At 54.5% G+C, this 13,589-nt stretch carries 14 protein-coding genes; 5 read left to right on the forward strand and 9 right to left on the reverse strand.

What is annotated here, in order from left to right; translation table 11 throughout:
- Window positions 1–6: 6 nt before the first annotated feature.
- From CIG75_RS07630 to CIG75_RS07645, 4 genes are read right to left on the reverse strand one after another with little or no spacing between them, the layout of a single operon-like run.
- Entirely contained in the window at window positions 7–543 is a 537-nt protein-coding gene (locus CIG75_RS07630) for a c-type cytochrome (protein WP_094236111.1), read from the reverse strand.
- A 24-nt stretch (window positions 544–567) separates the two neighbouring features.
- Complete coding sequence (gene ccoS, locus CIG75_RS07635; RefSeq protein WP_094236112.1) at window positions 568–726, reverse strand: cbb3-type cytochrome oxidase assembly protein CcoS; 159 nt, start codon at window positions 724–726, stop codon at window positions 568–570.
- A gap of 28 nt (window positions 727–754) precedes the next feature.
- Window positions 755–1,261 carry a cbb3-type cytochrome c oxidase subunit II gene (locus tag CIG75_RS07640; protein WP_094236113.1) on the reverse strand — a complete coding sequence of 169 codons (507 nt, stop codon included), beginning with the start codon at window positions 1,259–1,261 and terminating at the stop codon, window positions 755–757.
- A gap of 19 nt (window positions 1,262–1,280) precedes the next feature.
- Window positions 1,281–2,708, reverse strand: a complete 1,428-nt coding sequence (locus CIG75_RS07645) for a cbb3-type cytochrome c oxidase subunit I (protein ID WP_094236114.1) — start codon at window positions 2,706–2,708, stop codon at window positions 1,281–1,283.
- A gap of 155 nt (window positions 2,709–2,863) precedes the next feature.
- Between CIG75_RS07645 and CIG75_RS07650 the strand changes: the two genes are divergently transcribed.
- Entirely contained in the window at window positions 2,864–3,712 is an 849-nt protein-coding gene (locus CIG75_RS07650) for a L,D-transpeptidase family protein (protein WP_094236115.1), read from the forward strand.
- 54 nt (window positions 3,713–3,766) lie between these two features.
- Here the strand turns inward: CIG75_RS07650 and CIG75_RS07655 are convergent, their stop codons facing one another.
- From CIG75_RS07655 to CIG75_RS07670, 4 genes are all read right to left on the reverse strand, one after another.
- Window positions 3,767–5,041 (reverse strand): HD-GYP domain-containing protein, encoded by a 1,275-nt coding sequence (locus CIG75_RS07655; RefSeq protein WP_157729443.1) that lies wholly within the window; start codon window positions 5,039–5,041, stop codon window positions 3,767–3,769.
- A 126-nt stretch (window positions 5,042–5,167) separates the two neighbouring features.
- Entirely contained in the window at window positions 5,168–6,328 is a 1,161-nt protein-coding gene (locus tag CIG75_RS07660) for an acetoin utilization protein AcuC (RefSeq protein WP_094236117.1), read from the reverse strand.
- 2 nt (window positions 6,329–6,330) lie between these two features.
- Complete coding sequence (locus tag CIG75_RS07665) at window positions 6,331–6,981, reverse strand: CBS and ACT domain-containing protein (RefSeq protein WP_094236118.1); 651 nt, start codon at window positions 6,979–6,981, stop codon at window positions 6,331–6,333.
- A 17-nt stretch (window positions 6,982–6,998) separates the two neighbouring features.
- A complete protein-coding gene (locus CIG75_RS07670; RefSeq protein WP_094236119.1) occupies window positions 6,999–7,631 on the reverse strand; it encodes a GNAT family N-acetyltransferase in 633 nt (210 codons plus the stop codon).
- A gap of 195 nt (window positions 7,632–7,826) precedes the next feature.
- On the opposite strand from CIG75_RS07670, the gene acsA reads away from it, so the two are divergent.
- Window positions 7,827–9,554, forward strand: coding sequence for an acetate--CoA ligase (acsA, locus tag CIG75_RS07675; RefSeq protein WP_094236120.1), 1,728 nt, complete (start codon window positions 7,827–7,829; stop codon window positions 9,552–9,554).
- A gap of 164 nt (window positions 9,555–9,718) precedes the next feature.
- Window positions 9,719–10,387 (forward strand): PspA/IM30 family protein, encoded by a 669-nt coding sequence (locus tag CIG75_RS07680; protein WP_094236121.1) that lies wholly within the window; start codon window positions 9,719–9,721, stop codon window positions 10,385–10,387.
- A gap of 105 nt (window positions 10,388–10,492) precedes the next feature.
- On the opposite strand, the gene CIG75_RS07685 is transcribed toward CIG75_RS07680, so the two are convergent.
- The gene (locus tag CIG75_RS07685; RefSeq protein WP_157729444.1) at window positions 10,493–10,750 is read right to left on the reverse strand and encodes a hypothetical protein; all 258 of its coding nucleotides are present in this window, start codon (window positions 10,748–10,750) and stop codon (window positions 10,493–10,495) included.
- 101 nt (window positions 10,751–10,851) lie between these two features.
- Between CIG75_RS07685 and CIG75_RS07690 the strand changes: the two genes are divergently transcribed.
- Together CIG75_RS07690 and CIG75_RS07695 are read left to right on the forward strand one after the other, a co-directional pair.
- The gene (locus CIG75_RS07690; RefSeq protein WP_407701275.1) at window positions 10,852–12,327 is read left to right on the forward strand and encodes a spore germination protein; all 1,476 of its coding nucleotides are present in this window, start codon (window positions 10,852–10,854) and stop codon (window positions 12,325–12,327) included.
- A 14-nt stretch (window positions 12,328–12,341) separates the two neighbouring features.
- On the forward strand, window positions 12,342–13,580 hold the full coding sequence (locus tag CIG75_RS07695; RefSeq protein WP_094236124.1) for an aminotransferase class III-fold pyridoxal phosphate-dependent enzyme: 1,239 nt from the start codon (window positions 12,342–12,344) through the stop codon (window positions 13,578–13,580).
- The last annotated feature ends 9 nt before the right edge of the window (window positions 13,581–13,589 follow it).

A 13,589-nucleotide genomic window follows, 5' to 3' on the forward strand; every position in this document is an offset into this window, starting at 1 on the left:
TTCACCTCACTTTAACGTTTTGATGTAGAGAAAGAGCGACTCCACCTGTTTGTCGTCCAAGCCAAGACTTGGTGGTGCAGGCATCCCTTTGTCCGGGCGACCATTGTGCAACACCTCTTTGAGCCCATCATCACCAAGTCGTTCATACGCTCCGGCAAGACCTGGCCCGATTTTGCGCTCCGCAGTGGTGTTGTGGCAGGCGGCACAGGAGGTGGCGAACGCGTCGGCACCAACTTCTACTGACGGTTCCGTGGCAGGAGCGGCCTGCATCTGATCTTCGATCGGCTTGGCGAACAACGCATAGTACAAGGCCCAGACAGCAAGTATGGCATAGACGAACTTTAAAAACGTAGGGACTTTGGCATGTCCCACTTTGATATCGGAGACGACCTCATAGTGTCCATTGTCTTTGTGCGTCTCGACCTCTTCCTCGCTCAGGAAGTCTTGCGCCTGCGGGGTAGGCGCGGGCGTTTGGGGAGTTTGTCTGTCTGGGTCCTCCGCAAATTTTCCAGTCTGATCTTTTGGATCGCGCGAGTCTGCCATCTGCGTGCTCCTCCTTTCTCAAGATCAATACTCGTCTTGCACGACGTCTTCTTGTAACATCCGGTATTTGATGCCTTCCACATCGTCAAATTGCCCGTCCCGATAGGACCACCAGATCAAAAGTCCTGCCCCGCCTGTCATCGACAGGCAGACAGCAGTCAAGAGCCAGGCAGCGCTGTTCATCTCAACGGTTCCCTCCTTTTCGATAGGCTCAGTCTTTCGTTTCTGGCGCGCGCTTTAAGCTGAGCAGATAGGCGACCAGGTCGTCGCGGTCCTGTTGGCTCAAATAGTTGTATTTGGGCATGATCGATCCCGGTCCCCCAATCTGCTGCGGGTTGAGCAGATGGGCATGTTGCCAGTCGGCAGAGTAGCGCTGGCCAACCCACATCAGATCGGGACCAAAGCGCTGTGTGGAGGTGACGACGGGGGCGTCGTAATAGTAATCTCCTGGCAGCGAAGGCGGTCCGAGCTTGGAGTCTGCACGCACCGGGCGCACCTGTTGGGAGTGGCAGTAGAGACAGCCTTCGCGAACATAGACGTGACGTCCGCGGGCTTCGGCCGAATCGGACGGGTAGTTGCGCAGCTTGGCCGTTTGGGTCGGGGTCACGATCCCTTCATCAAAATAGGGGAGGACAAGCGTGCCGATGACCCCCATCAACACCAGTCCGGCAGCTCCGAACAGCAAAATGGCGGGATTCTTCTCCGCATCGTTTGCCATGTGGGCTCACCTCGATTTCTTAGGATGTCTTCATGAAGATCTCATCGTCAGCCGTCACTTGACGACCTGCCGTCACCGAACGGTACACGTTCCATACAAAGATGATCTGACCGAGGAACATCAAGGTTCCGCCGACAGCTCGCGAGATCAGGAAGATGTGCAGCGACTCCATCAACTCGACAAACGATGCGCCCATCTGCTTGCCGTCCATCCACTCAAAGCCCTGAATGATGCCAGCTGTCCACATCGCAAATCCAAAGATGATAAACCCGAGCACCGACAGCCAATAGTGCCAATTCATCATGGCCCGCGAGTAGATGTGGCGATAGGTGACGCGGGGCAGGATGTAGTAAAAGGCGGCAAACTGAATCAGCGAGAAGCCACCGAACAAGGGCATGTGCGCATGGCCGATCGTCCAGTAGGTAAAGTGCAGAATCGCGTGCGGACCCATCAGCGCTTGAAACGGCCCTTGAATGCAGGCCAGCCCGTAAAACAGGGCGCCTGTCATCAGCAATTTCAAAGGTACATTGTGTGAAACTTTGTACCAGACGCCCTTCATCGTCCCGATCACGTTGGCGAGCACCGACCAAACGGGGATCAACAGCAACAGCGAGGGGATGATGCCCGCTTTCATCAGCCACATGGGAATCGGCCCGTTGATCAGATGATGCGGCCCGTTCCAGACATAAAACGCAGCGATCGTCCAGAAGCCGATCAAGGACAATTTGTGCGAGTAGATCGGGCGCTGGGTCAGTTTCGGCAACAGGTAGTACAAGGTGCCGACGCCGACAACAGTGACCCACAACCCGATGATGTTGTGCATGTAAAAATAGTAATAGGACATCTGGGCGGTGCCGGAGCCGACCCAACCCGCTGGGATGTTGCCAACGATGTAGACGATGGCGAGGAACATCACAGACGCAATCCAATACCAGATCGAAACGTACAGCATGCGCTCCTTACGGCGCACGACGGTCTGAAAGAGATTCCAGAACATACATGCGACACAGATGACGACACCGATGTCAAAGAGCAGCGGCATTTCCCCATACTCGACACCTGTCTGGTAACCTGCGAGGATCGAGCCTGCTCCAAACAAGTAGTTCAGGTTCCAGTAGGTTGCTGTGAACAGGCCGAGTTTTTCACTGTAGAGCTGCGTTTTGCAGAGCACCGGAACACCGTACAGCATGATGCCAAAAAAGGCGGTGGTCTGCCAGCCGATCACGGCGGTGTTGACGTGTGTTGGGCGCATACGGCCATACTGGAGGAATTCTTGAAGAAAGCGGGAGCCGGTCAGAAAGTCTGGATTGACCGATTTGATCGCGACAATCAAGCCCATCACCATGCTGGCCAGCAAGTAAAACAGAGCGCTGTAGAAGAAAAATTTCACCGTTGCGCTGCCTTTGGGAGTGGGGGTAGAAGCGGTAAGGGTGGCGCTTTGTGCCATGGTTGAATCTCCTTTCACTTGCAGGTATGCCGCATACTGGGTTCCTTTAAAATGTTCCCTATGCCGGAAGGAGTATGCATGACTGGCATGAGGTGCTGAGGCTGGGCATAGTGTAGTACGGAGTTGAGTAGCGACAACCAAAGGGGGAGAATCAGATGATCTACGCGTCGCGGTCTTTGCGGCTCGTCAGCCCCTATATGCGCGGCCCGGATGTGCTGTTTTTGCAGGAGCGGCTCGTGGAACTCGGGCTGACGTATGACGCGCCCGACGGCGTATATGGACCGATGACGCTCGATGCGGTGCGCCGCTTTCAGGAGTTGCAAAACTTGCATCAGGATGGAGTGGTCGGACCTGAGACGTGGTCGGCGCTCGGTGGCAGTGAGTCGGGCGTTCCGTTGAAAGTAGCATCGATAGGGGAGTATCGCATACAGATTGACACGGAGCGCTTCGTGCTTTACTTATACAAATCGGCCCACCTGATCAAAACGTACTCGGTCGCCGTCGGCACGATCACCACGCCGACTCCGCTTGGCGATTGGAAGATCACGCAAAAGGTGCTCAATCCCGGCGGGCCGTTTGGCACGCGCTGGATGCGACTGTCCATCCCATTTGGGGGCTATGGCATCCATGGCACGGACAATCCTTATTCGATCGGCAAAGCGGTGTCTCACGGCTGTGTGCGAATGTATAACAAAGATGTGGAGGAGTTGTACGAGATGGTGCCGCTCGGCACGCTGGTCAAGATCACGGGCAAAGTCGAGACCTCCCGCATCCTGCGCATCGGCGTACCGTATGGCAACGATGTGATCGAAGTGCAGCGCATGTTGCAGGCGCTGGGTTACTACAAAGGGGATCTCGACGGGCTGTACGGCCCGAACACAGCTGCGGCGATCCGTTCGTTCCAAGCGGACAAAGACCTCGTCGTCGATGGGATCGTCGGTCCCAACACGCTGGAAAGCTTGTTACAGAACTTTGATGAAGCGCTTGGCGTGCGCAATCCGTGACGAGTGGCAAACGAATAAGAAAAATGCACCTGACAACGAAGGTCAGGTGCATTTTTACGATTCCTTTGCGGTACGGGTCGGAGCGGCTTCCATCAGGGCTTCCTGCCCCAGCGTTTTCAAAAAAGCTTTTACCGCCGGAGTCCAAAACTGCGTGTCACACCCTTCGACGAGGATGCTGGCCGCTTTTTCGATCGGCATGGCACTGCGGTAAGCCCGGTTGCTCGTCATCGCATCGAACGCGTCAGCTACGGCCGTCAGCTTGGCGAATAGCGGAATTTCCGCCCCGACCAGCCCGTGCGGATAACCGCGTCCATCGGGGCGTTCGTGATGGGAGAGCACAATCTCCAACATCTTCTCGCGTTCTTCCGCGTTAAGGTCATCGAGTGTCGCTCCACGCAGGAGTTCTTCGCCGATCACCGGATGCTGTTTCATCACGTCATATTCTTCGGCTGTCAGTTTCCCCGGTTTGATCAACACGGAGTCTGGGATGCCGATTTTGCCGATGTCGTGCAGGAGTCCGCCCAGGCGGATGATGCCGAGGTCTTTCTCCGACAATCCGAGTTCACGGCCGATCTGCACAGCATAAGTTGCTACGCGCTCCGAGTGTCCGGCCGTGTACGGGTCACGCTTCTCCAAAGCTGAGGCGAAGGCGAGCAGCACCTGCTGGTTGGCTTGCGTGATCTGCAGGTTGAGCGCCTCAACTTCGAGGATTTTGGCTTGCACCCGCTGTGTCTGCAAAATGCCGACGGTGCGCCAGTAATAGAGCCCAAGCAAAGCACACATGATCGTTCCGTTCATCAAGAGGCTTTGCATGGTGTCGATCTCAAGCGTTTCGATATAAGCGGAAGAGACAAAATAAAGGCTCAAGTACAACGAGTCGATCAGATTGAATTTTAACAATTTCCGTTTCCAGCCGCCGACGCGCAATGAAACGCGAAACAGCCAGGACGAGATCGCGACGGTGACTAACTGGGTGATGCAAAGCGTCAGAAACATCGCGGGAAAGATCCCCAGCGGATTGTACAAGGAAAACACATCTTCGGTCAGCAGATGTGACACTTCATAGATCGTCACCGCCTGAATGACGAACAAGAGTAAATTTTGCGGTTTGTACGGCAGGCCGTTTTTCAGCATTTCTACCGTGTACAAAATCAACAAGATGGCGACGGAAAACAGCAACACTGGCCATCCGCCGACCAGAGAAGCGGCAATCCAACAGATGGTATGCCCGTCCTCGCGAAAATTGCCGCGATCGCCAACCGGTACATAGTAATACATGTTGTAGGCAGCATACGTAAGAATGGCAAATAATAAATAATCAAGCAACACTTGCAAGACCCCCCAATCGCTTGCATAAAGCCCATTTCGATAACAGTGTAAAATATCCTGCAAACAAAAACGGCCTTCTGATAAGATTACGAAATTAATCATCAGCAGGCCGTTAATTTCGGGGTGTCAATATAAGAAAGGAGTGCCATTCAGTACGCGTCGCACCATGATTTCATTTTTTTCTTCAATCTCGGCCCGGCGTGGGATCGCCTCGAAACTGCCTGGTGGATCGAGAAAAAACTCGGGCAGGGCGGTTGACGCTTCCAACTGCCAACGTTCCAGCCAAGCTTTAGGCAGGCGCTCCGGCAATTCATTGCCGTTCAGTTCGGCCCAGAGCATCGTCCATGCCCGCGGTACGACGCGCCAGATGTCATAACCGCCTCCGCCGACGGCGACAAGGCGTCCGTCGCACATTTCCTCGGCTAGTAGGCGCGTGATTTTCGGCATCTCGCGGTAGATGTGTGTGCTCGCAGACAGATGGGTCAGCGGGTCATACGTGTGCGCGTCACAACCGTTCTGATGGAAGATGATGTCAGGGGCGAATTTTTGAATCGTCGGGATGATCACCGAGCGCACCGCATTCATCCACGAGTCGTCCTCTGTAAACGCTTCCAACGGTACGTTGACCGCATAGCCGTAGCCGCGTCCTTCCCCGCGCTCGATAATCTCTCCCGTGCCTGGGTAGAGGTATTTCCCCGTCTCGTGCAGCGAGATGGTCAGCACGTCCGGGTCTTCATAGAAGATCCACTGGACGCCATCTCCGTGATGCGCATCGGTGTCTATGTAAGCGACGCGGGCTCCATACTTTTCACGCACGTGGGCGATGGCGACGGCGATGTCGTTGTAGACGCAGAAGCCGGATGCCTCCGCCCGCCGTGCGTGATGGAGTCCGCCTGCCATGTTCAGGGCGTATCGGTACTGCCCGGACATAACGAGATCGGCGGCGAGCAGGGTACCGCCTGCGATCAGCGACGTGGCCTCATGCATTCCGGCGAAGATCGGCGTATCTTCCGTGCCAAGGCCCCACGTGGCAAAATCGTCCGGGTTGGCTTGAGGTTGCGAAGCGGCCTGCACCGCATCGAGATAGCGCGTATCGTGGACGCGAGCCAGTTCTTCTTGCGTCGCCATGCGAGGTGTGATGATCTGATCGGCATCTAGGAAGCCGATCGTCTTGATCAGATCGAGCGTCATCTCCAAACGCTTCGGGTTGAAGGGATGTTCCTCTGCAAATTTGTATTTGGTAAACGCGTCGCTGTAGATAAACGCGCTTTTTCCATTCGCAACCATGGCTACACCTCGCCGTCTGTCATCATGCTCGGGTGTCCGACAACACGATAACCGGCCGCTTCGATGTCTTGGATGAAGCGGCGCGGGTCCATCGTGCGGATGCGGAAGACGATCGTCCTGTAGCCTTCTTTCGCACTGGGAAAGACCATCACAGCGGAGGTGTTGATCCGGCGGGCGCGCAGCAGATCGGAGATGTTGGCGAGCATCCCCGTTTTGTCGGGCACTTCCACTTCGATGCGGGAGGTCGGAGCGTTGACTCCCATCATCTCCACCAAGTTGCGCAGAATGTCGCGCTCGGTGACGATGCCAGTCAATTTGCCCTGCGAAACGACGGGCAGACAGCCGACGGAGTGCTTGTAAATTTGCGCGGCCGCATCTTCCACAAAATCGAGCGGATGGGCGGTGATCACGTCTTTGATCATCAACTGTTCGACCCGGATATCGTGCAAGATCTGGTCGCTTTCCGCTTGTTCCAGCGTGGAAGGCGCGGCGGCGCGCAGATCGCGGTCGGAGATCAAGCCGACCAGTAAGCCATCTTGGACCACCGGCAGATGGCGAAGACGGTGGTGGTGTGAAAGGTCGAGCGCTTCCTGCAGTGTGTTGTCTGGCGAAAGTGTCACCACTTCGCGTGTCATGATCTGTTCGACGAGCATAGCTGCATCCCCCTCGTTTAGTAGAAGAAGCGGTTCCGAAAGCGAACCTCGTTAAATTTTTCGATCGAATCGAGATCGACCCGCGACCCGATCCGAGCCATCAGCATGTTGGCAGGATGTGAGGTGATCTCCGGGTCGTCGGTGGCGAACATCTCCATGCCGACAGAGCCCATTATCTTTTTCATCACTTCTTTATACGCCCAGACCGAAAGCCCTGTGCTCTCCAAGTCCCAGTGCCAGTAATACTCGGTCGAAATCACCAGATAATCGTTCATCGCGTCATCGCGAAAAGAGATGTCGAGCAGCGTTTTGGCGACGCTGCCGCTGCGGTAAGGTGCAGCCACTTCAATCGCGCCCAACTCGATCAAATTATCCATCTGCGCCTCCGCCCAGCGCTCCATCGGATCGGGATATAGGTAGGTGACATACCCTACGATCGTCCGATCATGCCGGGCGATGATGATTCGCCCTTCCGGCAGTCCGGCGATCTCCACCAGCGCCTGCTTTTGTTTATCGGGGATGCGAAAGGCGGTCAGTCCTTCGTGAAACTCGTAGGCGGACAGCAGTTCGGGAGCCACAGGACCTTCGATGATCAGGTCGCCGCCTGCTGTGGACAGTTCGGTTACAAAATAGGATTTGGGATGTTCCATGGACGGATTCACCTCCATTGATGTTTACATTATACAAAGAAACAGGGAGCTTCAGTTCTGATAATTTTTTGTCGAAACGAACATAGAATCTACTAGAAAGAGGAAAACTATTCGTTGTGGCACTTAGTTAAGCTGTGCTACAATGTGGAGTGGGTAGAATTTAGAATATTTCGGATACTAAGGAGGCACCGGAGTATGTCTGACGCGCAAACCAATGAGCTGATTGAAGTGTTGGCGAAAGAATACAATTTGCAGGATTATGAGGAAGCGTACGCGTCGTTCGATTGGCAAGAGGTGGAGAAGGAATTTAGCTGGTATACGACCGGGAAAGTCAACGCTGCCTATGAAGCGATTGACCGCCATGTCGAGAATGGTCGCGGCGATGACATCGCCTTGTATTACAGCGATCCTGTCCGTGATGAGCGTTATACATTTGCAGACTTGAAAGCGTTGTCGAACAAATTTGGCAACGTGTTGAAAAAATATGGTGTGAACAAAGGGGATCGCGTCTTTATATTCATGCCGCGCTCGCCAGAACTGTATGCGGCACTGCTTGGTGCTGTGAAGATCGGGGCAATTGTTGGCCCGCTGTTTGAAGCGTTCATGGAAGCGGCGGTCAAAGACCGTCTCGAAGATGCGGAAGCGGTGGCGATCATCACCACGCCGAAGTTGAAAGATCGCGTGCGCGTGCAGGAACTGCCCGCTTTGAAGCACGTGTTTTTGGTCGGTGCGGAAGGGGAGCAAGCCGATCATGAGATCGATTTTCACCAAGAGATGCAGGAAGCTTCCGATCAGTTGGAGATCGAGTGGATGGACCGCGAGGATGGACTCGTCCTGCACTATACGTCAGGTTCGACTGGGAAGCCCAAAGGTGTGCTGCATGTACATAATGCGATGATTCAGCATTTCCAGACCGCAAAATGGGTGCTCGATCTGAGACGTGGTGACGTGTATTGGTGTACCGCCGACCCTGGCTGGGTCACAGGTACCGCATATGGCATCTGGGGACCGTGGCTGCACGGCGTGACCAATGTGATTCGCGGTGGGCGCTTTTCGCCTGACGACTGGTACGGTACGCTCCAGCGCTATCAGGTCTCGGTCTGGTACTCGGCTCCGACCGCGTTTCGCATGTTGATGGGCGCGGGCGATGAGTTGGTGAAAAAATATGACCTGTCTGCTGTCCGCCATATCCTCTCTGTCGGCGAGCCGCTGAATGCGGAAGTGGTGCGCTGGGGCTTAAAAGTATACGGCAAACGGATTCATGACAACTGGTGGATGACGGAGACGGGCGGCCAGATGATCTCCAACTACCCGTCTCTGCCGATGAAACCAGGTTCGATGGGCAAACCGTTCCCAGGCATCTATGCGGCGATCGTCGATGATTCAGGGAACGAGCTGCCAGCCAACACGATGGGCAACTTGGCGATTCGAGCGCCGTGGCCGTCGATGATGCGTCGAATTTGGAACAACCCGGCGAAATATGAAGAGTATTTCCGCTTGCAGCCGTGGTATATCTCCGGCGATTCGGCTTATCGGGATGAGGACGGTTACTTTTGGTTCCAAGGCCGCATCGACGATGTGATCAACACATCAGGTGAGCGCGTCGGGCCGTTTGAAGTCGAATCGAAGCTGGTGGAGCACCCGGCGATCGCCGAAGCGGGCGTGATCGGGAAGCCCGATCCGCTGCGCGGTGAGATCATCAAAGCGTTTATCGCACTGCGCGAAGGCTATGAGCCGTCTGAGCAGTTGATCGAAGAGATCCGCGATTTTGTGAAAAAAGGATTGGCTGCACATGCTGCTCCTCGCGAAATCGAATTCCGTGATAAACTTCCGAAGACTCGCTCCGGCAAGATCATGCGCCGTGTGCTGAAAGCGTGGGAACTGGGCTTGCCTACGGGCGACCTGTCCACCTTAGAAGATTGAGCCAACGAATGAAAAGCATCTCTGCGATCGTGCAGAGATGCTTTTTTCGCTCAGGCATGGCCGTTGCAAGTGAAAAATATTGTAAGAAGAGTGAAACCAAGTGTGCTGTTCACACGTACTACTATGCAAATGCTGTGATCCACACTCTTAGGAGGTAGAAATAGATGGCCCTTTTTAAACGACTGCGTGATTTGACTTTGGCTAACATCAACTCGCTGTTAGACAAAGCGGAAGATCCGGTAAAGATGCTCGATCAATATCTGCGTGACATGGAAGAAGACATTCAAGATGCAGAATCTGCGGTGGCGAAGCAGATCGCTTTAGAGAAGAAACTTCAGCAACAATATCAAGAAGCGAAAGAACTGGCCGAGAAGCGTGAAGCACAAGCTTTGCAAGCGTTGGAAGCGGGCAACGAAGACTTGGCGCGCCGTGCGCTGATCGACAAAAAAGCGATGTCAGAAAAAGCGGCCGACTTCAAAGTGCAATACGATGGTGCCAAGTTGACGGCCGACAATCTGCGCGGCAAACTCGGCGAGATGAAAGATCAACTGGGCGAGATGAAGAACAAGCGCGACACATTGAAAGCGCGCGCCGAAGCGGCCAAAGCGCAAAAGCAGATCAACCAGACCCTTTCTGGCCTTGGCAGCAACAATGCAGCGAGCGGCTTCTCGCGGATGGAAGACAGAGTCCTCCAACTGGAAGCGGAAGCCGAAGCGTCGACTGAGATGTCGGGCAGCAAATCGCTCGATCGCGAATTTGCGGAGTTGGAGAAAAAGAATACGTCCGACATCGACGCTGAGCTGGAAGCACTCAAAGCAAAACTGAAAAAATAACATATGCACGCAAAAAGCTCTGTCAGGCTGACAGAGCTTTTTGCGTGCATAGATGCTGTTTTTTGAAAGCCCAATTCTGTGAGGAAGAGCTGGGCTTTTCCTAAGTTACAGATCGGGGAGTTCGGCGCTTTCGGGATGGGCGAGCGTGTCGCTAAAGGCTGGATTTTCATCAACATAGCGATTGTTGGTGTGCTGACCAGGTTCCCAAGGGCTGGATTTTCCTAACGGTTGGTCGTTGTAAACGGTAGCCCCATATGGACCTTCCGGAAATTCCTCTGGCACCAACGTGTTCTGGATCGATTGCACATACTCCAACTCTTTGTTGCTGCGGAACCAATTGCGTATGCCTTTCTTTTCCATCATCTGCACCTCCAATTTCGTAATGTAGCATTTCCATGTTTGAACCACTTCATCCAAGGTTCATACTGGCTGGTATTGGAAGGTTGAAAAAGGAGGTGCGACCTGTGCTTGACATAGTCGAAGCTTCACCAAAGCGCGCCGTCAGCGCCGATCTTCAGCAAAATATTGCGATTTTGAACCAAGAGCTCGGCGTGAAAAAAAGTTTCGATATGCTCTGCCGCGAGTTGGAGTACGGCGGAAAGAAATTTGCTTTGTATTTTGTGGACGGTTTTGCCAAAGACGACATCATGAATCGGATCATGGAACATCTGGCCTTGCTCGACAAAGAAATGCTGACCAGCGACACGATCAAAAAACTGCTGGAAACACAGGTCGGTTATCTCGAAGTTGAAATTGTAGAAGACCTCGAAGCGGTCAAAACGGCCGTCCTGTCAGGTCCGCTCGTCTTTCTGATCGATGGAGAAACCAAAGCGATCTCGATCGATGCTCGAACCTATCCGGCCCGCGGCCCGGCCGAACCCGATCTGGAGCGTGTCGTGCGCGGCTCCCGCGATGGTTTTGTCGAGACGATGATCTTCAATACCTCCTTGACTCGCCGCCGCGTTCGTGACCCTGGTCTGCGCATGGAATATGTTCAGGTCGGCAAGCGTTCGAAAACGGATATCGTCGTCTCCTATATCGAAGATGTTGCCAATCCTGATCTCGTCACGCTGATCAAAAACAAACTGCAAGAGATCAAGATTGACGGTCTGCCGATGGCCGAAAAAACGGTCGAAGAGCTGATGTTCGGGAAGAATTGGAACCCATACCCGATGGTGCGCTATACGGAGCGTCCAGACGTGGCGGCGGTGCACCTTTTGGAAGGCCACGTGCTGATCTATGTGGACACTTCTCCTAGTGTCATGATCACCCCGACCACTTTTTTCCACCATGTACAACATGCCGAGGAGTTCCGTCAAAAGCCGATCAGCGGCGTCTATGTGCGCTGGCTGCGCTTTCTGGCCATCCTCTGTTCGATCCTGCTGACCCCGCTGTGGATGGCGTTGGTGATGAACAAATCGTTTATGCCGAGTTTCTTTATGTTTACGATTCCTGAGAAGAGCCTAGCGATCACGATCTTTTGGCAGATGATGTTTGCCGAAATTGGTCTCGCCCTGTTGCGCATGGCTGCCATCCACACGCCCAATCCGCTCGGCTCTGCACTCGGGCTGGTCGCCGCATTGATGGTCGGTCAGGTGGCGATTGAGATCGGATTTTTCACAAGAGAAGTGATCCTGTTCACCTCGATTGCGGCGATTGGCACGTTTGCCACTCCGAGTTACGAACTGTCGCTCGCCAACCAGCTGGTTCGCCTCGGGCTGCTCGTGCTCACCGGGATCTTCGGCTTCTACGGGTTTCTGGTGGGCGTGGTGCTCTGGCTGGTTCTGCTCGTGCGAACTAAGTCTTTAGACACGCCTTATTTTTGGCCGCTCCTGCCCTTTAATTGGAACGCGCTCGTGCATGTGCTGTTTCGCTCTCCGGTCGAATGGAACAGCAAACGTCCGAAAATATTACATCCGCAGGATGACACTCGCAAATAAATGGAGGGAAACGGATGAACGATCGTGTGATCGAACAGTACGAACAATTTATCAATCCCGGTCTGGCTCGTCTGCTGCGCGTGATGGGTCTTGCCCATGTGGAAGATGAGGCGCACGGCTCTCGCGTGCGCACTACGGACGGCACCACCTATATTGACTGTGTCGGTGGGTATGGTACATTTTCCTTTGGGCATCGTAACCAAAGAATTCTTGAAGCGGTGACCGCACAACTTCATCGCATGCCGCTTGCGAGCAAAGTGCTGCTCTCAAAACCGATGGCCGATCTGGCTGAAAAGTTAGCGAAGATCACGCCGGGTGATCTGCAGTACAGCTTCTTTTGCAACTCAGGGGCCGAGGCTGTCGAAGCGGCGCTGAAATTGGCACGCCTCGCAACGGGGCGTACCAAAATAGTCGCGGCGCTGGGCGGATTTCATGGCAAGACGTTCGGTGCATTGTCCGCTTCGGGCAACGAGATGTACCGTGACCCGTTTCAGCCGCTCCTCGATGGTTTTTTACACGTGCCGTTTGGCGATGCTGACCTGCTTGGGCAACTGGTCGACCAAGAGACGGCCGCGGTGATCCTGGAGCCGGTGCAAGGGGAAGCGGGCGTCGTGCTTCCTCCGCCAGGCTATCTCCAGCAGGTGCGGGACGTCTGCGACGCGACAGGTGCCCTTTTGATCGCAGATGAAGTGCAGACCGGCTTGGGGCGCACTGGGAAACGGTTTGCCGTGCAGCATGAAGGGGTCGTCCCCGACATCCTGTGTTTAGCCAAAGCGCTGGGCGGAGGGGTGATGCCGATCGGGGCGGTAGTCGCAAGGCCACATCTCTATGCGAAGTACGAATCGGCGCCGCTTTTGCATACCTCCACATTTGGTGGCAATCCGCTTGCTTGTGCGGCGGCGAATGCGGCGATCGATGTGCTCGTGTCCGACAGATTGGAAGAACAGGCGGCTTGGAAAGGCGAGTTCCTCTTGACCAAGCTACGCAGTTTGCAAGAGCGCTATCCGGGCACGATTCAAGAGGTGCGCGGCATCGGCCTTTTGATCGGATTGGAATTTACGTCAGATGCGCTGGGCGGGCTGATTTTGAGCGAAATGATCGGGGGTGGCGTCCTGACCGCCTTCGCCTTGAACAACTTGAGCGTCACGCGGATCGAGCCTCCGCTGACGATTGAACAGCACGAGCTTGAGCGCGTGGTGAGCGTATTGGAAGCGGCGTTGCAAGCAGGACAGCAACAGTTGCACATCTCGTAAGAATGGGGT

Source organism: Tumebacillus algifaecis (genome assembly GCF_002243515.1).
GTDB lineage: Bacteria > Bacillota > Bacilli > Tumebacillales > Tumebacillaceae > Tumebacillus_A > Tumebacillus_A algifaecis.